Here is a 23,701-nt window from a genome sequence, read left to right as displayed (position 1 = left end):
CACGCCCGCACACATCCCCGGCTTTCCATGGCCTGGCCCTTAAAGGAGCTTTTCTAAACGATGGCAACCACCAGTCACCGTCGACTAGAGCCGACAACTGTCCGTCACTTCGGCACCGGTTTGGGAGGCAATTTCGAGCTTCCGGACCTGACCGCTCTGCAGACCGCTTCGTACGCTGAGTTTCTTCAGGAGCACACGGATTCTCGTAGCCGCAAGCTGCATGGGTTGGAATCCGTTCTGCACGAGATCTTTCCGATCAGCAGTTACGACGGCAATACGACGCTGGAGTACCTGTACTACGAACTGGGCAAGCCTCGCTACACCAGCCAAGAGTGTCGTCAGCTGCGTTTGACCTATGGTCGCCCGCTGCGAATCTGGTTGCGATTGAATCGTGAAGAACCGTTGGAAGAAGAGGTCTATCTGGGTGACCTGCCAATCATGTTGGGCGGTGGTGAATTCATCATCAACGGTGCCGAACGGGTGGTCGTCAGCCAGTTGCACCGTAGTCCCGGTGTCGACTTCGTTCTGGAACAGGACACGACCACGGACCGGAAACTGCCTTCGTGCCGCGTGATCCCTGAACGGGGTTCGTGGATCGAAGTCAACGTGACCAAGAAAGATGCGTTGACGGTTCGGATTGACCAGAGCGGTAAGTTCTCGGCCACCACGCTGCTGCGTGCGATGGATCCGAAGTATTCGACCGACGCCGACATCCTGAACGCGTTCTACGAAACCGGCACGATCAAGATCGGCAGCAGCAAGTCGGCTGAATCGATCGAAGGCAAGATCGCGGTTGACGATGTGGTGTATCCGAGCGAATCGGAACGAGCTGGCGAAATCATCGTCGAAGCCGGCCACAAAATCAGCAAGGAAGTTGCCGAGATCATCTGCACCGCCGGTGTGAAAAGCATCGACGCGATGGATGCGCCGAAGATCCCATTGATCTTCAACTCGTTGATCGATGACAACACCGCCAGCCACGAAGAAGCGTTGCTGCGGATCTATCAGCGTCTGCGTCCGGGCAACCCGCCGCAGCTTGAAAAAGCGCGCACGTTGTTCACCGAGAAGTTTTACGACGACAATCGATACCGGTTGGGCAAGGTTGGGCGTTTCCGCTTGAATCGGAAGCTAGGCCTGGAAGTGCCCGAGACGGAGATGTGTCTGCGTCCCGACGACATGATCTCGGCGATCCGATATCTGATCGATCTGTTTGACGCCGACAGCAAGGCGGAAATCGACGACATCGACCACCTGGGCAACCGTCGTCTGCGAACGATCGACGAATTGGCCAGCGAAGAACTCCGAAAGGGATTCTTGAAGCTTCGCCGGACCGTTCAGGAACGGATGAGCATCAAGGACGCGACCGACATGTCGCCGCGTAGCCTGATCAACCCCAAGAGTGTTTCTGCGGCGATCGACTACTTCTTTGGTCGTGGCGAACTTTCGCAGGTGGTTGACCAGACGAACCCGTTGTCGCAACTGGCTCACGAACGTCGGCTTTCGGCACTGGGCCCAGGCGGTTTGAACCGGAAACGAGCTGGTTTTGAAGTTCGCGATGTTCACATTTCGCACTACGGACGTATCTGTCCTATCGAAACGCCGGAAGGCACGAACATTGGTCTGATTTCGTCGTTGGCGATTTTCGCAGGCGTCGATGACTACGGTTTCTTGATCACGCCTTACCGCAAGATCAAGGAAGGAAAGGTCACGGACGAAACGGTTTGGTTGCGTGCGGACGAGGAAAGCGAATCCTATGTCGCGCCTGCCGATACCGAGGTCACCGACGGGGCTCTGGTTCCCGGTCCAAACATGATCGCTCGGTTCCGCAGTGACTTCCAAATTGTGCAGCCTGAACAGGTCCACTACATGGACGTCGCACCGGCCCAAATGGTAGGTGTGTCGGCCGGGTTGATCCCGTTCTTGGAGCATGATGATGCGAACCGTGCTTTGATGGGATCGAACATGCAGCGGCAAGCTGTGCCGTTGTTGGTCGCCGAGCCTCCGATCGTCGGAACGGGGATGGAACGCGAAGTCGCCAAGAACAGTGCGATGGTCGTACGTGCTCGCCGTGCCGGCAAAGTCACCTACGTCGATTCGACTCGCATCGAAATCGGCAGCGATCACTATGACCTGAAGAAATACGAAGGCCTGAACGAACGGACCTGTCAAAACCAACGTCCGATCATCGGTCTTGGCGACAAGGTCGAAAAGAATCAGATCATCGCTGACGGTGCTGCCACCCAGAATGGTGAATTGGCACTCGGACGCAACGTGTTGGTCGGATTCATGTCGTTTGACGGCTACAACTACGAAGATGCGATCATCATCAGCGAAGAATTGGTGCGGAACGACACTTATACGTCGATTCACATCGAAGACTTCGATGTCGAAATTCGCGAAACGAAGCTCGGCCGCGAAGAATTCACTCGCGACATTCCCAACGTTTCCGAAAAGGCTCTGCGGAACCTGGACGACAGCGGGATTGTGAACGTCGGTACCTACGTCAAACCGGGCGATATCCTGGTCGGCAAGGTGTCGCCGAAGAGCAAGACGGAATTGACTCCGGAAGAAAAACTGTTGCACGCCATCTTCGGTCGTGCCGGTGAAGACGTGAAGAACGATTCGCTGGAAGTGCCATCGGGGATCGAAGGTATCGTCATCGATACGCACAAATTCAGTCGCCGTATGAGTCTGTCCGAAGACGAGCGAAAGGCGTTCGAACGAGACCTGAAGGAAGCCGAGAGCGAAGGTAACGGCGAAATCGCCAGCACCTTCGAAGCCTTGGTTCGTGATCTGGAAGAAGCCGCCGGCATGAAGCTGAAGGATTCGACCGGAACGCCATTGGCCGACGGTCAAGATCCTAAGTTCGTCGCCGAACGAGCCACCGGATTCCGCATCGATCACCTTTTGGATCAGGTCAAAGACGAAGAAAAGAAGGCCGAGGTCGAGAAGGTCTTTGCCCAACAGTGGACCAACGTTGAACAAGCCATCGATACTCGCGACCGTGCCCTCAACAGCATGAAGCGTGGCGATGAACTTCGCAGCGGTGTGTTGCAGATGGTCAAGATCTATGTCGCTACCAAGCGAACGATCAGCGTCGGTGACAAGATGGCCGGTCGTCACGGGAACAAGGGTGTGATCGCCAAGATCCTTCCGATCGAGGACATGCCGTTCTTGCCCGATGGTACGCCGATCCAAATCATGCTGAACCCACTGGGCGTTCCATCGCGGATGAACGTGGGACAGATTTTGGAAACTCACCTGGGTTGGGCTGGTGCCAAGCTTGGATTCCAAGCGATCACGCCTGTCTTTGATGGTGCGACCGAAGGCGACATCAACAAGTGTCTGGCCGAAGCCGGTTTGCCGGCTCACGGTAAGATCCGTTTGACCGATGGTCGGACGGGCGAAGCGATGGAGCAGGAAACGACCGTGGGCTACATCTACATGTTGAAGCTGCACCACTTGGTCGACGACAAGGTACACGCACGATCGACGGGCCCTTACTCGTTGATCACCCAACAACCGCTCGGTGGCAAGGCCCGCTTCGGCGGCCAACGCTTCGGAGAAATGGAAGTGTGGGCGTTGGAGGCATACGGTGCTGCTTACATCTTGCAAGAGTTGTTGACGGTCAAGAGCGACGACGTCGAAGGACGTACGAAGATCTACGAATCGATGGTCAAGGGCGAGAACACGTTGGAAGCCGGTACGCCGGCATCGTTCGACGTTCTAACCAACGAAATTCGTGGTCTGGCGCTCAACATGCAGTTAGAAAAACGAGCGATCTGAGAGAGGGATTAGGTATTCGGTTTTGGGGGTGCGGAGAAATCCAGCACGCCTAGGACCTTGCCCTCTCTCGACAGGAATTGATTAACCGGCAATCGCCCCTCGCGCGTTTGCCGGTGGTAACGCGGGCCTGGCCCGGCGGTTAAATCCTAACAACCAACACCTAAAACCTAAGGCTTAGTTCCCCATGTCAAATGGCGAAACCAGCAACTACGATCGCATCAACGACTACGCTTCGGTACGCATCTCGCTTGCCCGCCCGCAAGACATCAAAGGGTGGTCGTTCGGCGAAGTAAAGAAGCCCGAAACGATCAACTACCGTACCTACCGTCCCGAAAAAGACGGGCTGTTCTGTGAACGGATTTTCGGCCCTGAAAAGGACTGGGAATGTGCCTGCGGCAAGTACCGCGGCATGAAGTACAAGGGCATGATCTGCGACCGCTGTGGTGTGAAAGTCACTCACAGTCGTGTCCGTCGTAAACGGATGGGCCACATCGAATTGGCCGCTCCCGTTGTTCACATTTGGTTCTTCAAGGCGATGCCGTCGCGCTTGGGCAACCTGTTGGACATGAAGACCAGTTCGCTTGAAAAGGTCATCTATTTCCAAGACTACGTGGTCATCGATCCCGGCACGACCGACTTGGAACCGCGTCAACTGTTGACCGAAGAAGAGTACCGCGCCGCTCGCCAACAGTACGGTGACGGTTCGTTCGAAGCCGACATGGGTGCCGAAGCGGTACGCAAACTGTTGAACCTGTTGGACCTGGTCACGCTGTCCGAACAGCTTCGGATCGACCTGGTGGAAACCGGATCGAAACAGAAAAAGAAAGACCTGATCAACCGCCTGAAGATCGTGGAATCGATCCGTGACAGCGACAACCGTCCCGAGTGGATGGTGTTGGACGTCGTGCCCGTGATTCCTCCGGATTTGCGTCCGTTGGTGTTGCTGGACAGCGGTAACTTCGCAACGTCCGACTTGAACGATCTGTATCGCCGGATCATCAACCGTAACAACCGACTGCGTAAGCTTGTCGATTTGAACGCGCCGGAAGTCATCATTCGCAACGAAAAGCGAATGCTGCAGCAGTCCGTCGATGCGTTGTTCGACAACAACCGTTGCAAGCGTCCCGTGTTGGGTTCGTCGAACCGACCGCTGAAATCCTTGACCGACATGATCAAGGGGAAACAAGGTCGTTTCCGCGAAAACCTGCTCGGCAAGCGAGTCGATTACTCGGCACGTAGCGTGATCGTGGTCGGTCCACGCTTGAAGCTGCACCAGTGCGGATTGCCCAAGAAGATCGCGTTGGAACTGTACCAGCCCTTCATCATCCGTCGCCTGAAAGAGCTCGGCCACGCCGACACGATCAAGTCGGCCAAGAAGATGCTGGAACGCAAAGACGAAGAGGTTTGGGATATCCTGGAACAGGTCATCACCAATCACCCCGTCTTGCTGAACCGGGCACCGACGTTGCACCGGATGGGCATCCAAGCGTTTGAACCGGTATTGGTCGAAGGCAACGCGATTCACTTGCACCCATTGGTTTGCAAGGGTTTCAACGCCGACTTTGACGGTGACCAGATGGCCGTTCACTTGCCGCTTTCGATCGAAGCGCAAGTCGAAGCCCACACTTTGATGATGTCGACCAACAACGTGTTCGCGCCAAGTAATGGCAAGCCGATCATGTCGCCGTCGCAGGACATCGTCATGGGTTGCTACTACATGACCGCCGAAATGCCCGACCAGCGTGGCGAAGGCATGATCTTCTCGGGGTACGACGAAGTCGACTTGGCATTCGCCCAAGGCGCCATCGCCGTGCATGCGAAGATCAAGATGCGTCTGCCCAAGTTCCAACGCTTGAAAACCGAAAACGGTGACGGCAAGTATGGCGACATCATCGACACCACTCCGGGCCGTGTTCGTTTCAACGAAATGCTTCCCGACGGCATGGACTATTACAACCAGCCGATGAAGAGCGGTGACTTGGCACTTGCCATTAGCGATTGCTACCAACGCTTGGGCCGTCGTGCGACGATCCACTTGTTGGACGACATGATGCAAACGGGTTTCCGCGAATCGACGCGAAGTGGTTTGTCGTTCGCGACGGATGACTTGGTGACGCCGGACACCAAGACGGACTTCATCAAGAAGGCCGAAAAAGAAGTCATGAAGCTGAAGAAGTCGTACGAACGCGGGCTGATGACCGGGGCCGAACGATACAACCACGTGCTGGACGAATGGACGTCGGCTCGCGAGTTGATCACCACGGACATGATGCAGGCGATGAAGAACGACATCCGCGAAGGCGGCTGGTACATCAACCCGGTGTACTTGATGTCGCACTCGGGTGCTCGGGGCGGTATCGAACAGATCCGTCAATTGGCCGGTATGCGTGGTTTGATGGCGAAGCCAACCGGCGAAATCATCGAAACACCTATTAAGGCTAACTTCCGCGAAGGCCTGTCGGTGTTGGAATACTTCTCGTCGACGCACGGTGCTCGAAAGGGTCTGGCCGATACGGCACTGAAGACAGCCGACTCGGGGTACCTGACTCGGAAACTGGCCGACGTGGCACAGAACGTGGTCATCACGATGAACGACTGTGGCACCACCCAAGGGATCACCAAGGGTGTTGTCTACCGCGGCGAAAAGGTCGAAGTCAGTTTGGTTGATTCGATCAATGGTCGGGTCAGTCGCCAATCGATCGTGAACCCAGTGACCGACGAAGTGATCGTTCGCGAGAACGAAATGATCACTCCGGACATCGCTCGTAACATCGAAAGCATGGGGCTGGAAAAGATCCAGGTTCGGACTCCGATGACCTGCGACGCTCCGCTAGGGGTTTGCCGTTGCTGTTACGGGATGGACATGTCGACCGGTACGTTGGTCGAAGAGGGCATGGCCGTCGGAATCATCGCTGCCCAATCGATTGGTGAACCCGGAACTCAGTTGACCATGCGTACGTTCCACATTGGTGGATCGGTGAATAAGCAGTCGGTTGAATCGGACATCAAGAGCAAGCGTTCCGGCGAAGTTCGTCTGACCCGGATGCGTGCGGTTGAAAACACCGAGGGTGTGCCAATCGTGCTGAACCGCAACGGTGAAATCGCGTTGGTCGACGACCGTGGTCGCGAAATCGAATCCTACCCAGTGCCGACCGGTGCTGCGATTCGTGTCAAAGAAGGCGAAAAAGTCAACGAAGGCACCGTGCTTTGCGAATGGAACCCGTATTCGATTCCGATTCTGTCGGAAGTCAACGGGAAGCTGCGTTTCGAAGACATCGTCGAAGGCGAAACGATGCGTGTCGAACGTGAAGCCAGCGGCAACGTTCGCATGCTGATCATGGATCACAAGGGTGACCTGCACCCACAAATGGTGGTCGAAGACGCCGACGGCAAGGCTTTGCACGTCGAATACCTGCCGGAACGTGCCATGATCATCGCCAAGGGTGGCGACATGATCGTCGCCGGTACGGTGTTGGCTGAAATGCCTCGTGAAGGTGGTGGTGTGTCGGACATCACCGGTGGTCTGCCTCGTGTGACCGAGATTTTCGAAGCTCGGAAGCCCAAGGATCCAGCCGTTATCGCCGAAGTCGACGGTGAAGTCGAAATCTTGGCCGAACGCAAACGTGGCAAGCGAACGATTATCGTCCGCAGCGAATCGGGGATCGAACGCGAACACTTGGTGCCGCACGGGAAGCACTTCCAAGTGCACAGTGGTGACTTCGTGAAGGCTGGTCAAGCTTTGGTCGAAGGCCCATTGGTCCCGCACGACATCCTGCGTGTTTCGGGCGAAGAAGCCGTTCAGCAGTACTTGCTGCACGAAATTCAACAGGTTTACCAATCGCAGAAGGTCGAAATTAACGACAAGCACTGCGAAATCATCATCGCCCGGATGCTTCGTAAGGTGAAGATCGAATCGGCCGGTGACACCAACCTGTTGCCCGGCAGCGTGATGGACCGGTTCCACTTCCGCCAAGCCAACGACGAACTCGCCAAGTGCTTGCGAGTCGTGAAGCCTGGGGCAAGTGATTTCCACGAAGGTCAGATCATTCCCAAGGAAGTGTTCGAGCAAACCAACGCTGAAATCGAAGCGATGGGCGGAGACCCTGCCAAGGGCAAACGGCCCAAGAGTGCGACCGCTAGTACTCAGTTGCTAGGGATCACCAAGGCTGCCGTTCAGTCGAACAGTTTCATCTCGGCAGCGTCGTTCCAAGAAACCACCAAGGTGTTGACCGAAGCGGCATTGGCCGGCAAGGTCGACAAGTTGGTTGGTTTGAAGGAAAACGTCATCCTGGGGCACTTGATCCCGGCCGGTACCGGTTTCCGAATCTTCCAAGAATCGGAAGTCAACTACCGCCGCGAAGCACTCGAGGAACTGGCCAGTGCACCTGTCCAGAGCCTGGAAGAAAGCTTCCCGCTGTTGAATGCTGATGAAGGTGCGGCTCCATCGCCTGCATCACCATCGCCAGCCGCAGAGATGCCAGCTGCCGAAGCACCCGCCGATATGCCTAGCGATCAAACGCTGGACCAGTTGTTGGGTGGCGGACAGGATCCTGCCTAAAGGCGTCATTCAGTATCGATAAACATCCAAAGCCGGCGGTGATCATTCACCGCCGGCTTATTTTTTGTTTGTTCGGTACCGCTATCGTTCGCCCAGGGGGATACGCGGGGCGTTGCCCACGCGCTGAAACGAGTCGGCTTGGGCGGTCTGCTGTCGTTTAACCGCGTGGCCATCGGCCCGCGCGTTTTGCTGCGGGTACGCGCGGGGCGTTGCCCACGCGGTGAAACGATTGGGCTTGGGGTGTGCGCTGTCGTTTAACCGCGTGGCCATCGGCCCGCGCGTTTGGCTGCGGGGGCGCGCGGGGCGTTGCCCGCGCGGTGAAACGATTGGGCTCGGGGTGTGCGCTGTCGTTTAACCGCGTGGCCATCGGCCCGCGCGTTTGGCTGCGGGTACGCGCGGGGCGTTGCCCACGCGGTTAAACGATTGGGTCTTGGGTGGTGCGCTGTCGTTTAACCGTGTGGCCATCGGCCCGCGCGTTTGGTTGCGGGGACGCGCGGGGCGTTGCCCACGCGGTTAAACGATTGGGGCTTGGGTAGTGCGTTGGTGTTTTGCCGCGTGGCCATCGCCCACGCGTTTTGCTGCGGGGGCGCACGGGGCGTTGCCCACGCGGTTAAACGATTGGGGCTTGGGGTGTGCGATGTCGTTTAACCGCGTGGCCATCGGCCCGCGCGTTTTGCTGCGGGGACGCGCGGGGCGTTGCCCACGCGGTTAAACGATCGGGTCTTGGGTGGTGCGTTGGTGTTTAACCGCGTGGCCATCGGGCCTCGAGTTTGGTTGCGGGGACGCGCGGGGCGTTGCCCACGCGGTTAAACGATTGGGGCTCGGGGTGTGCGCTGTCGTTTAACCGCGTGGCCATCGGCCCGCGCGTTTGGCTGCGGGTACGCGCGGGGCGTTGCCCACGCGGTTAAACGATTGGGGCTTGGGGTGTGCGCTGTCGTTTAACCGCGTGGCCATCGGCCCGCGCGTTTGTTTGCGGGGACGCACGGGGCGTTGCCCACGCGGTGAAACGATTGGTCTTGGGGTGTGCGCTGTCGTTTAACCGCGTGGCCATCGGCCCGCGCGTTTGGCTGCGGGGACGCGCGGGGCGTTGCCCACGCGGTTAAACGATTGGGGCTCGGGGTGTGCGCTGTCGTTTAACCGCGTGGCCATCGGGCCGCGCGTTTGGTTGCGGGGACGCGCGGGGCGTTGCCCACGCGGTTAAACGATTGGGTCTCGGGGTGTGCGCTGTCGTTTAACCGCGTGGCCATCGGCCCGCGCGTTTTGCTGCGGGGACGCGCGGGGCGTTGCCCACGCGGTGAAACGATTGGGTCTTGGGTGGTGCGCTGTTGTCTTGCCGTGTGGCCATCGGCCCGCGCGTTTTGCTGCGGGGACGCGCGGGGCGTTGCCCACGCGGTTAAACGATTGGGTTTGGGCGTGCCCGCGCGTTTGGTTGCGGGTGCGCGAGGGGCGTTGCCCGCGTGGTGAAACGATTGGGCTTGGGCGGACTGCTGTGGTTCTGCCGTGTCTTGGGCGGGCTAGCCTTGGGCGACTGCGGCTAGGTTGGCTAGTAGCGGATCGGCGACGCTGCGATTGCCTTCGAAGGCGGTTGTGTCGCCTCGCAAGACCCTGGCTGCGACCACCTCGGCAAGGCACAGCATGCCGCGCTGGACGGCGAGCGATTCCAGTTCTTGCGCCGATGCGCTGTTGCCGATCGCGTCGGCCAGTGCGCGATCGATTCGCATGATTTCCGGGGCGCAGGCCAGGGATGCAAAGCCGGCACCAAAGCACTCGTCACAGCCGACGGCTTCGAACAGACGGGGCGGTCGATTGTCCAATCGCGATCCAATCCGTTCGCCGATATCCAAGTCAACCTGATGCACCGGGGTTCGGCAGCGTGGGCACAGTTGCCGCAACAAGCGTTGATTGATGACGCCGATCAATGCCCCGGCCAGAAACTTTGGTTTGGTGTCGTATTGCAGCATCGCGTCGATCGCTTCGGCACTGCTTTTCGCATGGATGGTCGCCAAAACCAATTGGCCACTGGCACCCGCCCGGACCGCCGTCGATGCGGTGCGTGAGTCTCGGATCTCGCCAACCATGATGACATCCGGGCTATGGCGAAGAACGGCAGACAACAAGTCCGCGAAATCCAGCCCGGCTTTCAGGTTCACCTGCGTCTGCATCACGCCGGGCAGCGAATGTTCGATCGGGTCCTCGAGCGTATGGATCTTGCGAGTGCCGTCGTTGAGCGCTTGGATTGCTGAATACAGTGTGCTGGATTTGCCGCTGGCAACCGGGCCGGCGACCAGCACCAACCCGGAAGGCCGGTGGATCAGATCTTGGATCACCGCGAGTTCCTCCGGGTCGAATCCAAGATTGTCGAGCGATCGAGCACCGCGGACGGGGTCGAACAGCCGGACGGCAACGTCTTGGCCGTACAGAGTCGGCAGGCTGCTGAGCCGGACGTCCACCGTGTTTCCGTTGGGTGTCGTCAGCACGCCGCGGCCATCACACGGACGCAACGTTTCGCCGGCATCCGCGTTCGCGATGACCCGCAGGTGTCCCTGCAATCGCTTGCCATAGGCGCGAGCCAGTTGGCGGACGCGTTCAATCTTTCCAAGTCGCCGGATTGCCACGATGACGCAGTGTTCGGAATCGGAAACAAACAGGTCGCTGGCGTGTCGTTCAATCGCCCATTCAATCAGGTTGGCGGCATAGACTTCGGGCGGGGCGGCTTCCGTTTCGCCTTCGATCGGTTCAAAGTCCACTCGGTCATCGGTGCTCATCGTGCGATTCGTCCTGGATTCAGGTTGTCGGATCAAGTAGCGGTTTCATGTTGTCGCCTGCGGTAAGACTATGGTGCATTGGGCGGCAAAATGCAAAATTTGGCTCTGTCGGGGGCCCGTGGCGATGTGGGCTGGCTGGCAAACACGATCGCTGCCCGCTTGTCAAAGAATGCGATTCGGTCCAGCATGCCGCCGCGACAGAACCGATCGCAAAGCAGCTAGCCCCCCAAGCCCCCTCGTATCCCTGATCCTGATGAACTCACCTCGCCAATTGCTGAAGTCCTGTTTCGGCTACGACCGATTCCGCGGCAGCCAGGCCGAAGTGATTGATCATGTGATGTCTGGCCGGCATGCGATGGTGGTGATGCCGACGGGCATGGGCAAATCGGTCTGTTATCAGATCCCGGCACTGGCGATGCCTGACGACCAGGGCGATCTGGTGTTGGTCTTGTCGCCGCTGATTGCTTTGATGCACGACCAGGTCGGTTCCTTGGTGCGTCGCGGAATTGACGCCGCTTACATCAATTCATCGCTGGATCGATCGACTCGCCAACAACGCTACGACGATGTTTCCAAGGGGCGGTACCGGTTGCTGTATGTGACCCCCGAGCGGTTTCGGAAAGCTGATTTTTGTGATGTCTTGGCCAAGCGGAATGTGCGGTTGTTGGCGATCGACGAAGCCCATTGTGTCAGCCAGTGGGGGCATGATTTTCGCCCCGATTATTCCCGGATCCAACAGATTCGAAAACAGTTGGGCGATCCGGTTACGATCGCGCTGACCGCGACGGCGACCAGCGAATGCCGAAGCGATATCTATCGCCAAATGGGAATTGCCCCCGGCGACATCCGGTTGTTCCACGAAGGGATTGATCGTCCCAATTTGAAGCTGGATGTTCAGCCCGTCTTTGACGAAGACGAAAAGATCGACGTGATCGCTGAAACCTTGGCCGATCCGGTTTACCGCGGTGGCAGCGTGATCGTTTACTTTTCGCTGATCAAAACCCTGGAACGATTCAGTGATGCCCTGATGCGGCGCGGGGTCGATCATGTGACCTATCACGGCGATCTACCGCGGGGCAAACGGCGACGCATTCAGGACGAATTCATGACCGGTGATGCCGATGTCGTGTTGGCCACGCCGGCCTTTGGGATGGGGGTCGATAAAGAAGACATTCGGATGGTGATTCATGCCGAGACGCCCGGGTCGATCGAATCGTATTATCAAGAGATCGGACGGGCCGGTCGGGATGGCCGGCCTAGCCTGTGTCGTTGGTTGTACGAACAGTCCGACCTGATGACCCAGATGCAGTTCATCGAATGGTCCAATCCGGATGCCAGTTTCTATAGCCGCCTCTACACGGCGATTGGCGAACATCCGGAACAGTGCAAGGCATTCGGGTTGCAGTGGCTTAATGACCGCCTGCAGCGGGTCAGTCGTCACGATCATCGATTGGACACCGCGATCGCGATGTTGGACCGACACGGCGTCATCGCAGGTCCGCGAGAACCGGAGTGTTTCGAAATCCAAGAGCCGCTGCCGGCGTACTTTACCGATGACGAGGCGCTGGGGGAAAAGAAACGCCGCGACCAACAGCGTCTGTACGCGATGGTTCAATTGGCGGCCGAAGAAGGCGATCGAAAAGAGTTCCTGAATCGCTACTTCATGGGCGATTCAGAGCCCATCGCAGATGATGAATAGGGGCGCCATCGGCGGTGACTAATCGTCGTTGCGGGGATGCGCCCGCGGCGTGTCTGCCCGATCGAATCTCCCGCATGGGGGAAGACGGTGATCCGCTTGTCGGTTGGGCAACTGCCGGTTGACTTCCATCCGGTCAGGCGCCATCCGGTCAGGAGCCATCCGGTTCCGCGTCGTTGGCAACCGGAGGTCCCGGCGCCAAGACTTACGCGAAAGACGTCTGTCTTTCGCGATCCTGGAACGGGTGGCACGGGGCCACGCTGCGTCCAGATTTCTTAGCCAAAGGTTGGCATCGATGTCGGTGCAACCATGACCGACGGGTTGGCTGTGCCGGTGCGATAGTAATCGGGGGCCCAGCGGTTCAGTTCGATCCACATGGCGATGACGGCGATCAGCATGAACAGCATGCTAAGCAGCAGCATCACGGTGTAGACGCTTGGTGGTTGTTTACGAGTATCAATCGAGGGTTGTGTCGACACGGTCGTTCTCCTGCATGATTCCGTCGCTGTAATCGATCATGATCTCGGCGACCGCGCGATCTGGTTCGGTCTTGCGGATCTTCAGCTTTCCGATGTAACGGCCATCGCGGGTCACTTCCAGCATATGGCCTTCACGCAATCCTTCGTCGTATCCAATCGATACCAAAGTCAAGCGACGCGGTCGGTCGATCTCTAGGATCTTGCCGTTTCGCATCGGTGGTGCACCATCCAAGGGCTCGTTGACGTCGATGCCTTTGGACGCGACCACTTCTTCGAATCGGGTGACTTGCGCCATCAGTTGCGAGTTGCGTTCTTCCAACTGTTGTTTGAAGCCACGCAGCTTGTTCATTTGATCGGTCAGTTCCAATGTTTGGGTAAACAGTTGGTCGCGATCTTGTTGTTCGGTTCGGACCGACGTACGGAGCTTCGAATTTTCGGCGGTTAGCCGTTCCAATTCTTGTGCTCGGCTAAGGTCGATCTGGGTCAGTTCCTGGACTTGGGCGGTCAGCTTCTGGACGCTAGCTTCGCTCTGTTGCAGGTCGCTTTTCAGTTGGTCCAACTGAGTCGACAGAGCGGCCAGTGCGGTCCGGCGAGTCGCCTGTTCGCGGTCCAGCGATGCCTGGGCACGTTGTTGCGAATCGCGAAGCTGTTCGTTCACACGAGTGGTGTTTTCGATTTGCTGCTTCAGCCCTGGTTGCCCGTCGATTCCGGTCAGCACGACATCCCGCCAGTTGCGGTGAGATGCGTTAACCGCAAGCGCCAGCACCATGAATACGGCACTGAGGATCAGGATGAGGGCAGTGAAGGACTTCCCAAGTAGGGTCATGGGTGTTTTCCGTTTACGACGAGATCGACAAGGAACAACGTGGCGGGCACCCTCGCAGTGCGTTCCGGCCCGTGCATAACGCGGTATTGAAAGCCGGTATTTGGGGCTTCCATGGCAAAAGCCCCCACGTTAAAGGGCTTGCCAAGATTACCACGTCCCCGAAGTATAGTTACGCGGAAAATCGAGTGTCAACGAATTCGCCGTGAAAACCGGCATTGGTCCCCTGTTTTGCCGAATCAGAACCAAATGCGACGCGCCGTACAGATTGCACGACGATACGGGGTGGGCTGATGTTGCCGAATATGCGAAAGATTCAGCGCTGGTATCCGGCAACGGGCAGTCGTCAGTGCAGCGTCGGATTCCTCGCGAGTACTCCATGTCCAGCTTCGTTTTCGGGCAAACGTCGTCGCGGAAGTCGTCAAGACTTTCGTAAATCATGGCGAGGCCGAAACTCTTGACGAGTTCCGCTACCCGAAAACCATGGTGCAGCGAAGCGCTAGTCGACGAATGCTTTTTCGACCTGGCGGATCCCGCTTAGGAACTGGTCCATGTCGGCGGTTCGTTTGTCCACGTCCGGGTTCAGCGCGTTCATGATCGTCCGCGCCAGTTTCGGATCCACGTTGGGGCATCGCGTCAACAGGTCCTTTGGCGGGACCGAGTCGTGCTGCAGGGCGGCGCGACCGTTCAGCATTTCGCTTTGCCATGGATGCTGGAAACAGATCAGGCAGTAGCAGGTGACACCGAACGAAAAGATATCGACGCGTTTGTCGGTGGGCCGGCGTCGCACGATTTCGGGCGACATGTACAGCGGCGTGCCCGTTCGGTTGCCGGCCGCCATGAACGGCGGCGTGGCGGGCACGGTCAGCCCAAAGTCGATCAGTTTGACGCCCGCGGTATCGGGCAGGCAGATGAAGTTTCGCGGGCAGATATCGCGGTGGATGAATCCCTGGCTGTGGACGTACTTCAACGCCTCGGCCATGTCCCGAATCATCATCATTCGACGGCCGGTGACGTGATGTTCCTGTTTTTGGACCACGATGTTCTGCAGGCTGGGGCCGCCGACGTATTCCATCACGATGACCGGTTCGCCCTTCAGCGAGGTACCGATTTCGTAGGTTTCAACCACTTTGGGATGCTTCATCTGCATCGCAATCTGGCCTTCGCTGGGCTTTTTCAGGCCTTTGAACCTAGCCTCGAACAGTTCCATCTTTTCGATATCAAGGATTTTGACACCGACCATGCGGTCGTCGTGTTCGCGGTCCTTGGCGACGAAAAAGTTCGCCATCGTGCCTGTGACAGCCGTTCGTTGACGCGCGAAGCGTCCGGCGACGTCGATTCGGCCGCCTGTGCTGCCGCCACTGGAACTGAAGGCGGATTTAATCGAATCGAAAAGACTCATGGAACCAGCAGACTCGCGCAACGATGTCAGAAGAAAAGCAAAAGGCCGACGACTAAGGCTACGTCACAACTAGGTTTTGGCAATCATCGCTTCGCAACCAACCGGGATTAGCCCGTTCGCGGAGGACCGTTCAGGAGGGCCGTTCAGCGGGGGGGGCTTTCAGGGGGGACCTGTTCGAAAGGCCATGCCGCGTCCGCCGGCGGATCGATGCCGGTTACTTTCCGCAGTAATCGATCGCGCGAGCAATCTCGCTTTTCAGGCTCTTTCGCATCACGATTCGATCGATGTAGCCGTGTTCCAGCAGGAATTCGCTGGTCTGGAACCCTTCGGGCAATTCGATCCCGATCGTCGCTTTGATTGTTCGCGGTCCGGCAAATCCAATCAATGCTTTGGGTTCGGCAAAGACAAGGTCGCCCAGAGATGCAAAACTGGCCGCGACCCCACCCATCGTGGGGTTTGTCAGCACGCTGATGAACAATCCACCGGCTTCGTGGTAACGCGCCAATGCTGCGGACACTTTGGCCATTTGCATCAGCGACAGGATGCCTTCGTGCATTCGGGCACCGCCACCGGAGGCACTGATGATGATCAGCGGCAGGTTGTCGTCGGTTGCGCGTTCGATCAGGCGGGCCAATCGTTCGCCGACGACGCTGCCCATCGATCCCATGATGAACGCACTGTCGGTGACTGCGAAGGCGACGCGTCGAGCCCGGATCATGCCGGTTCCCGTCATCGCAGCATCGGTCAGACCGGTGCGTTTTTGTTCGCCGATCAGCCGTTCGGAATACTTTCGGCGATCCGAAAATTCCAACGGATCCATCGGCCGAAGCGACTCGTTCATCGGCTCGAAGGTGCCCTCGTCCAGCACCTGAGCAATTCGCTCGATCGCTGAAACGTAGAAGTGGTAATCGCACTTCGGGCAAACGTTCAGCCGCTGCTGAACTTCTTTTTTATAGACCGATGCACCGCACCCAGGGCACTTCAACCAAAGCCCTTCTGGTACGCCACGTTTTTTCGGTGGTACTGCGTTTTCAGGTGGTACTGCGTTTTCAGCAGATACCGCACTTGGGGCAGAAACCAAGTCGTTGGATGAGGCGGGGTTCTCCGGGGAGAACGAGCTCTCGGACTCGGCAGTTTCCTCAGACATCGCGGGGCCAGCAGGGTTGGAATCGACGGTGGACATGCGAGGTGATTGGGAGAATCGCGAGTTGGCCGCTATTTCCGGCCATCAGAAATTATTTCTTACGGTGACGAATTTTCGCTCGCATACGGCGCTTTTTTCGTCCCACTTTTCGTCGACCTTTTCCCGTTCTCTTAGTACCCACCTAGTGTAATCTCCCTTGGTTGATGTCGAAAAACAGAGTGTTGTTCGACGTTGGTGCCTAACAAATCAGTGTGGCGGTACGCTACCGCCGGGCCTTGTAGCGTACCAAATCGCTGGCACAGGACAAGTCGGATGCTGGGGATGGCGCCAATCGTCGCTCGGAATCGCTGCCTGGCCACCCGCTGGGAGGATCTATTTGGTGCGGTTCTAGCCGCTGATCAGCCACCCCATGGTCCACTAGCCATTGTTGACTTCCGAATCGCGGCTGTACACGGCCAATGCCGATTCGAACGTCTGTCCCTTGATCTTGAAGACCGGTTGCGCATCGGTGTGTCGGTTGCAATGGTCGACCAGCACACGATACAGCAACCGAAACAGGTGCCGGGGGACTCGCAGCGACTGCATGGCCGCCAGCAATCGTTCGTAACTGATGTCGTCGTCGAATAGGTCCTTCGGCTCGGGCGATCGTCCGTCGGCCGCACAGGCCAACATCCGTGCCCGCGCCAGATCGTAAAGTGCTTCGCCAGTCCACTGGAACGCAGGGATCACGTTCTGTTTATCCAATCGGGCCCGTTCGTGGAATTCGCGGGTTTCGCGTTCGACGTCCCGGTGCAGTTCCTGAGGCAGGAATAGCTTGAAACCGATTCCCTGGTGTTTCAGCAGTTTGTTGTCCAGCATCGGCCACACGAATCGCTGCATCAATTCGGGCTTGCCACCGATCAAGTCGGGTTCGTCGACACGATCCATCAGCACTGTGACGCTGCCATATCCCAATCGCGAAAGGATCGCCCGGAATTTATTCAGCATCTCGTAGCGATCGTCGGTGCGGTCGAAACGTGGCAGCGGTTGGCTGTCCAGTTCCTTGGACGGGAACTTCATCAGCACCTTTCGCAGCGTTCCGGTTTCGCGTTTGCCGACACGCATGTGTTTGCGAATCCCCGCTGCGGCTGACTGGGTTTTGGCCCATTTGATCCAAAACGGGATCCCACCGATCAGCGTGATCAACGGGACCAGCCACAACCAATGGGGGCTGACCGGGATGGCTTCCCCATCGGGCCCTTGCCCACCACCGCGGACAAATAGCCATCCGACCAATGCCATCGATGCAACGAACGAAACGATGGCCAAGATCATGGGCCACAGCGACGATGCATTGCCATAACGCAGGTGTTTGCGAAGATTGGTCCAGCGATCGGTGAACGCCGACGCGGTCGATTGGTCGTAGCAGGTGGCCAGCAGCAACAGATCTCTGGCCGACGTGCGATCCAGCTTTTTCAGGTCATCCGGGCCGATCGCGTCACCGTTGTCGTCCGCCATCCCGGATCGTTGTGGGGGCGGATCGCCCGCTTCCCGCAGGACTCGGTCGACCAGATCGGTCACTCCGATGCACAGGATCGAATCCATGTGGTCCCACAGCCGCCACGCGTCGAACACTCGCTCGCTTTTCTTGGTCGTCCGCCGGCTCATCCGTTCACAGAAGTGATCCAAGAACGGATTGAAATCGTCGTAACGAATCACAAACACTCGCGAATCAACGTTTTCGCGGTTGTAGCGTTGGATGTGTCGATCGATTTGCAACCGCATGGCCGTTTTGCCCGAACCCTTGGGGCCAAACACGATCGACGTGGATGGTTCCTTGGGGTCGCCGTACACTTTGTCCCAAATCGGGTGGTAGGCACTACTGATGCAGTGCTCTTTGAAAACTTGGTCCGTTTGGGCGTCCTCTTCGGCGAAAGGATTTCGGACGATCCCGTGGTGTTCCAAAAAGCTTTGGATATTCATGCGTCAGTCTTCGCAGGTGGCGGTTGCCCGCGCGGGCGGAAATGGATCGAAAAAAGCGGCGGTTTACTCGATGCTCTTGATCATTTTGACAAACCGCTGCCGGTTGGCTTTGACGACCGCGGCAGGCCCGATCATTTTGACAAAGTAGCTTTTGCCTGCGGGATTGATCAGGATTGCACCGGCCATCGCATAATCGGTGCGTTGGACGACTTTGCCACCCGAAAACGGGCCTCCGCCCATGGTTTCGGCGTAGCTGCCGTTGGCGTCCACCAAGTGAACTTCCCAATTGCCGATCTTCAGTTCTTCGGTCTTGTTGGCCGCTTTGTCGCCGCCGGCAAACTGTCCTTGCCAGCGGGTGATGTTGGCTTTGGCGCCACCGCCGGCGGCCATCATCGTGACTCGCGCGGTCGCCGCATCATCGCCTTCGCCAGCCGACGCCTGGAATTCATGCGCTAGCATCCGAGACTGTGGTGGCACTCGTTTGAATTCGGCTGGGATTTCCAATTTGCCATCGCCGAACACGTCGACGGTTTCCGTCTTGGCGGCTGCGGCGGTCTGGGCCATCGATGGGGCCGAATAGGTTGCGAAAGCTGCCAACGCAAGTGTCAAAAGAATCAAACGCATCAGAGGTGACTCCGGAATGGTGGTTCGAGGGATCGTCCGCCATGGGGGACAGCAAGCCCCGCGGGACTGCCGACAAAAGGGGTGGCGGAATGTTCAGACAATGTAGTGGATCAGCACTGTGATCGGTAAGGAGCTGGTTTTGCTGTATTTGTACGTCGTGCAACGACGAAAGCAAAACTGAAGACTCCGATAGCACCGTCTTTTTTTCCGCGTGGGTCTGTCCGGACGACCGCCGTTAGGCCGATCCAGTGACCAGATAAATCAGGACGCCAACCAGGACGATCGCCACCAAGGATAGCAGTCCGATCCAAAAGATTCGTTGCATCGAACGCGATCGACGAGCCGCGCCGATGCCGGATTGGCCCGCAACCGATGCCGTACTATCGAGGCTTGCCGTAGCGGTTGGGGCCTTGGACGCACCGGCGGCGGCCGCTGGATTGGAGTCGCTGCCGAGACGCGGCGATGGTTCGGCCACGACCGGCAATGTGGACGCGACTTCGGCCAACGCTTCGGATGCTTCGCGCCATTGGGGCCAACCGTCACGCCAGATCAACGCCGTTGCCGCCACGCGGCCTTCCCCGATCCACTGCAACAACAAATCGCCATCGGCCGGTCCGTATTGTCCGCCGCTGGGTGGGCGGATGTACCAGTTGGCGTCCGGGTCATTGGCGATCAGGCCGATCTTGCTTGCCGCGGCCGGATGACTGGAGCCCGGATGACTGGAGGCCGATGGGCGGCTGGTCGCGGATGCGGAATCGGCCACCGCGGCCGCAGTTTGGGGGGATGCCGGTTGCCCGGACTCTGGCCCGCCGAATTGCGAATTCGCATCGGATTGCGAGTTCGCATCGGATTGCGAGTTCGCATCAGATTGCGAGTTCGCATCAGGCGTATCCAGCGGCGTCGACGTAGGGCTGTCGATCGTCGGGATTCGGAATCGAACCGAGCATTGGGGGCATACGCCACGCCGTCCGGCCAGTTCCTGCTTGATGTGCAGCGGCTTTTGGCATGCGTGGCATGCAAAGCGAACGCCCATGGACGACCCTAAGCGGACAGAACGGAACGAGACAAGGAAAGTATGAACGCCGTCCTAGTATAGCCGGTTGGTGATCGTTTTTCAGCGGGCGACGCAATCGCCAAAATCAGCGCAGGGATTCGGCGAATGTCTTCCGCAGCCCTTCGGTGGCCTCGACAGCCTTGGCGGCATCGATGACGGCGTTGACCTGCAATTCGCTGGTGTTGATCATTTCGACGTTGATCTGGTCCGTTGCCAAGCGGTCGAACAGCAGCGTTGCAACATGCGTGTGGCTGCGCAGTCCGATGCCGCTGACCGTCACCTTGGCGATGTTGTCGGCGCCTTGGATGTCTCGCAAACCGTGCTTGGCGCGAATCGATTCGGCGACTTCCATGGCTCGTTTCAGGTCTTTCTTTTCGACCGTCAAGCTGACGCTGGTCGAACCGTCTTCGCCGTCATAACCTTGAACGATCATGTCGACAAAGATTTTGGCTTCGCCGATCATCTCGAACACGTCGGCGGCGATCCCCGGCCGGTCGGGAACGCCGTGCAGCGTGACGCGGGCTTGGTCTTTGGTCAGCGTGATTCCGGTCAACGTCAGGGCTTCCAACGCATCGGCTCGCAATCGATTGACCAGCGTTTCCACATCCGTGGCACCCCGATCGGCTTTGATCTGTTTCCACGACTTGGCGTCGTCGGGCCGGTGGTGCAATTGGAACGCTTCGTGGACAGCCCGCAGCGCGTTGGCGGCTTGATCCTTGGGGACCAGAGTCGAAATTTTGATCTCGCTGGTCGTGATCATCTGGATGTTGACCCCGGCGTCCGACAAGGCCCGGAACATTCGCGAGGCGACATTGGTTTGGGTGGCCATGTTCAAACCCACGACCGAGACTTTGGAAACCTGGTCGTCGTGGGTCACCCCTTCGGCGCCCACCGCAGCGATGACTTGATCGAGCGCTTGCAAGGTGGATTTCAGTTCGCCGCGTGGGACGGTGAACGAGATGTCGGCGCGGCCGTCTTTGCCGACGTTCTGGACGACCATGTCGACGGCGATTTTGCGAGCCGCGATGGCCGAGAAAATCTGCAAGCTTTTGCCGGGCACATCGGGCACACCCAGGACGGTCACGCGAGCCTCGTCGGCGGTCATCGCCGCGCCGCTAACCGGTTGGGTGGTCGATTCGGCTTCGGCAACGATCATCGTGCCTTCGGTGTCCGAAAAACTGCTGCGGACATGGATCGGGACGCCGAATTTCTTGGCGAACTCGATCGACCGGCTGTGCATCACGCCCGCACCCAGACTGGCCAATTCCAGCATCTCGTCGTAACTGATGACTTCCACGCGGCGGGCTTCGGGAAGTTTCCGCGGGTCGGTGGTGTAGACGCCATCGACGTCGGTGTAGATCTCGCAGGCGTCGGCGCCCAACACGGCCGCCAGCGCGACTGCGGTCGTGTCGCTGCCGCCCCGTCCGAGGGTGGTGATGTTCAGGTCGTCGTCGATGCCTTGGAATCCGGCGGCGACAACGATGTTGCCCTGGTCCAACAACCGCTCGATCCGTTCGGTCGAAATCGATTGGATCCGAGCCTTGGAATAGCTGTTGTCGGTTTTCATTCCGATCTGGCCACCGGTCAAACTGGTCGCCTTGGCCCCCAGTTCGTGAATGGCCATCGCAACCAGAGCGACGCTGACCTGTTCCCCGGTGCTAAGCAGCATGTCCATTTCCCGTGCGGGCGGGTTGTCGCCGACTTGGGATGCCAGATCCAACAGTGTGTCGGTGTTCTTGCCCATCGCACTGACCACCATCACGACGCGGTGTCCCTGTCGTTGGGCCCGGATGGCTTTCCGAGCCGCGGCGCGAATCTTTTCGACATCGGCAACGCTGGTGCCGCCAAACTTCTGAACGATCAAGGACATGGCTGGAAAGGGGGAAGTTGCGTAAAGGGATTGGGGGGAAATACAGAAAGGCAACAGGAGATCGCCCCGGGGTCGGATGGATCCAGGGGCAATGGCAAAGCCGGGAAGGTGTCGATTCCTAGCCCTTGATGAACGCTTCCATCAGATCCCAGCCGTGATCAAACTTCTTGCCAGCCGCTTCCGCAGCCGGTTCGTCGTAGGTCGTTTGGGCGTCGCAGTTGATGCCCGTGCCGGCCATCACCAATGGAACCATCCCGTGCGTGTGTTTCTTGGTGCTGCAGAACGTGGGGTGGTCGGGCAGGACCAGGATGCGGTGATCGCCGTGGCTGGCCAATGCTTCGATCAGCGGGGCGACGACCAGTTTGTCGATCTGCTGCAGTGCTTCGATCTTGGCGTCCGGGCGGCCTTCGTGCGAAGCTTCGTCGGGGGCCTCGACATGGACGCAAACAACGTCGTATTGATCCAGAGCTTCGATGGCGGCTTGCCCCTTGGCGGCGTAGTCGGTGTCCAGATAACCGGTTGCTCCGTCGACTTCGATCCGCGGCCAGCCCACCAACGCGGCAATCCCACGCAACAGGTCCACGGCCGTGATCATCACGCCCTGGACGCCCAGCCGATCCTGGAACGACGGCAAATTGGGGGCACCGCCCAGTCCCCACAACCAGACGTTGGTGGCCGGGCGTTTGCCCGCCGCCACCCGTTTCTGATTGACGGGATGGTTGGCGAACAGTTCGGCCGATGCGTCCATCAAACGGACCAACAGATCGCTGCCCGGCCCGCGTGGGAAATCGTTGGCGACGGTCAAATCCGTCAGGTCGTGCGGGGCGCTGCTGCGAGTGTCGCGGGAAAAGGGTGGCTTTTCCCCCGGTTGGCCGCGATAAATCAACAGGTTTCGGTAGCTGACCCCAGGCACGAATTCGAATCGACCGCCAAATTCATCGCCAGCGACCAGCGTTTGGGCAGCCGACAATAGCTCGGTCGCTTCTTCGGTGCTGATGTGATCGGCCGTGAAATCGACCATGATTTGGTCTTCGATCGTGACCAAATTGCATCGAATGGCGAAGTCGTCCGGCCCCAGTGTGATCCCCTGGGCGGCGGCTTCTAGCGGTGCCCGGCCAGTGAAATAAACGTCGGGGTCGTAACCGAGCAAGCACAAATTGGCCACTTCGCTGCCAGCCGGCCAATGCGAAGGGGTGTTGTTGGACAGCGCCTGGTAGCCACGGGCTGCCAACGAGTCCATCGCAGGCAGGTGGGCCGCTTGCAGCGGAGTCTTGCCCCCCAACGATTCGATCGGTTCGTCGGCACATCCGTCGGGAATCACGATTACATACTTCACGGCGGTCAATGGCCCAGGAATGAAGGGGGGTGGAGAGGGAACAAAACAGTCCTGCTGGCGGGGCGACCGGCCAGCCAAATCATCCGTTTGATTCCCGCCAAACGGGCTGCGGATGATCGTTGCCGTAGTTTCGTTCACCTATCGGTCCTACGAAAGGGGGTTCCAGCAAGCTGGTTTTCAGCCCCATCCGGGCCCGTTGCCG

Annotated in this window: 13 protein-coding genes; 3 read left to right on the top strand and 10 right to left on the bottom strand. The window is 58.4% G+C overall.

The window, feature by feature from the left end; all coding sequences use genetic code 11:
- Positions 1-60 precede the first annotated feature (60 nt).
- Both rpoB and rpoC read left to right on the top strand, forming a co-directional pair.
- A complete protein-coding gene (gene rpoB, locus K227x_RS23900) occupies positions 61-3,786 on the top strand; it encodes a DNA-directed RNA polymerase subunit beta (RefSeq protein WP_145173838.1) in 3,726 nt (1,241 codons plus the stop codon).
- A gap of 184 nt (positions 3,787-3,970) precedes the next feature.
- Complete coding sequence (rpoC, locus tag K227x_RS23895; RefSeq protein WP_145173835.1) at positions 3,971-8,344, top strand: DNA-directed RNA polymerase subunit beta'; 4,374 nt, start codon at positions 3,971-3,973, stop codon at positions 8,342-8,344.
- Between the two features lie 1,514 nt (positions 8,345-9,858).
- On the opposite strand, the gene K227x_RS23890 is transcribed toward rpoC, so the two are convergent.
- Positions 9,859-11,109: a GspE/PulE family protein gene (locus K227x_RS23890; RefSeq protein ID WP_145173832.1), complete on the bottom strand. Its 1,251-nt coding sequence runs from the start codon at positions 11,107-11,109 to the stop codon at positions 9,859-9,861.
- A gap of 253 nt (positions 11,110-11,362) precedes the next feature.
- Between K227x_RS23890 and K227x_RS23885 the strand changes: the two genes are divergently transcribed.
- On the top strand, positions 11,363-12,808 hold the full coding sequence (locus tag K227x_RS23885; protein ID WP_145173829.1) for a RecQ family ATP-dependent DNA helicase: 1,446 nt from the start codon (positions 11,363-11,365) through the stop codon (positions 12,806-12,808).
- Positions 12,809-13,080: 272 nt separating this feature from the next.
- Here the strand turns inward: K227x_RS23885 and K227x_RS23880 are convergent, their stop codons facing one another.
- The 9 genes from K227x_RS23880 to K227x_RS23840 form a co-directional block, all read right to left on the bottom strand.
- The gene (locus tag K227x_RS23880; RefSeq protein ID WP_145173826.1) at positions 13,081-13,284 is read right to left on the bottom strand and encodes a hypothetical protein; all 204 of its coding nucleotides are present in this window, start codon (positions 13,282-13,284) and stop codon (positions 13,081-13,083) included.
- On the bottom strand, positions 13,262-14,110 hold the full coding sequence (locus K227x_RS23875) for a hypothetical protein (protein ID WP_145173823.1): 849 nt from the start codon (positions 14,108-14,110) through the stop codon (positions 13,262-13,264). The genes K227x_RS23880 and K227x_RS23875 overlap by 23 nt, the downstream gene beginning before the upstream one ends.
- 496 nt (positions 14,111-14,606) lie before the next feature.
- Entirely contained in the window at positions 14,607-15,509 is a 903-nt protein-coding gene (locus K227x_RS23870; protein ID WP_145173820.1) for a serine/threonine protein kinase, read from the bottom strand.
- Between the two features lie 214 nt (positions 15,510-15,723).
- Positions 15,724-16,656 carry an acetyl-CoA carboxylase, carboxyltransferase subunit beta gene (gene accD / locus K227x_RS23865; RefSeq protein ID WP_218933486.1) on the bottom strand — a complete coding sequence of 311 codons (933 nt, stop codon included), beginning with the start codon at positions 16,654-16,656 and terminating at the stop codon, positions 15,724-15,726.
- A gap of 414 nt (positions 16,657-17,070) precedes the next feature.
- Entirely contained in the window at positions 17,071-18,615 is a 1,545-nt protein-coding gene (locus tag K227x_RS23860; RefSeq protein ID WP_145173817.1) for a hypothetical protein, read from the bottom strand.
- Positions 18,616-18,678: 63 nt separating this feature from the next.
- Complete coding sequence (locus K227x_RS23855; RefSeq protein ID WP_246146157.1) at positions 18,679-19,239, bottom strand: hypothetical protein; 561 nt, start codon at positions 19,237-19,239, stop codon at positions 18,679-18,681.
- A gap of 235 nt (positions 19,240-19,474) precedes the next feature.
- Complete coding sequence (locus K227x_RS23850) at positions 19,475-20,272, bottom strand: DUF4339 domain-containing protein (RefSeq protein ID WP_145173814.1); 798 nt, start codon at positions 20,270-20,272, stop codon at positions 19,475-19,477.
- Between the two features lie 106 nt (positions 20,273-20,378).
- A complete protein-coding gene (locus K227x_RS23845; RefSeq protein ID WP_145173811.1) occupies positions 20,379-22,163 on the bottom strand; it encodes an aspartate kinase in 1,785 nt (594 codons plus the stop codon).
- Positions 22,164-22,281: 118 nt separating this feature from the next.
- Positions 22,282-23,637, bottom strand: a complete 1,356-nt coding sequence (locus K227x_RS23840; protein ID WP_246146155.1) for a cofactor-independent phosphoglycerate mutase — start codon at positions 23,635-23,637, stop codon at positions 22,282-22,284.
- Between the last annotated feature and the right edge of the window lie 64 nt (positions 23,638-23,701).

Origin of the sequence: Rubripirellula lacrimiformis, from assembly GCF_007741535.1 — a bacterium.
Taxonomy (GTDB): domain Bacteria; phylum Planctomycetota; class Planctomycetia; order Pirellulales; family Pirellulaceae; genus Rubripirellula; species Rubripirellula lacrimiformis.
This window is presented reverse-complemented; position numbering and strand designations above follow the sequence as displayed.

Excerpts from the sequence above, each read along its gene's own strand:
- rpoB (WP_145173838.1), top strand. The coding sequence starts at position 61 with ATGGCAACCACCAGTCACCGTCGACTAGAGCCGACAACTGTCCGTCAC.
- rpoC (WP_145173835.1), top strand. The coding sequence starts at position 3,971 with ATGTCAAATGGCGAAACCAGCAACTACGATCGCATCAACGACTACGCT.
- K227x_RS23890 (WP_145173832.1), bottom strand. The coding sequence starts at position 11,109 with ATGAGCACCGATGACCGAGTGGACTTTGAACCGATCGAAGGCGAAACG.
- K227x_RS23885 (WP_145173829.1), top strand. The coding sequence starts at position 11,363 with ATGAACTCACCTCGCCAATTGCTGAAGTCCTGTTTCGGCTACGACCGA.
- K227x_RS23875 (WP_145173823.1), bottom strand. The coding sequence starts at position 14,110 with ATGACCCTACTTGGGAAGTCCTTCACTGCCCTCATCCTGATCCTCAGT.
- K227x_RS23870 (WP_145173820.1), bottom strand. The coding sequence starts at position 15,509 with ATGAGTCTTTTCGATTCGATTAAATCCGCCTTCAGTTCCAGTGGCGGC.
- accD (WP_218933486.1), bottom strand. The coding sequence starts at position 16,656 with ATGTCTGAGGAAACTGCCGAGTCCGAGAGCTCGTTCTCCCCGGAGAAC.
- K227x_RS23860 (WP_145173817.1), bottom strand. The coding sequence starts at position 18,615 with ATGAATATCCAAAGCTTTTTGGAACACCACGGGATCGTCCGAAATCCT.
- K227x_RS23855 (WP_246146157.1), bottom strand. The coding sequence starts at position 19,239 with ATGCGTTTGATTCTTTTGACACTTGCGTTGGCAGCTTTCGCAACCTAT.
- K227x_RS23850 (WP_145173814.1), bottom strand. The coding sequence starts at position 20,272 with ATGGGCGTTCGCTTTGCATGCCACGCATGCCAAAAGCCGCTGCACATC.
- K227x_RS23845 (WP_145173811.1), bottom strand. The coding sequence starts at position 22,163 with ATGTCCTTGATCGTTCAGAAGTTTGGCGGCACCAGCGTTGCCGATGTC.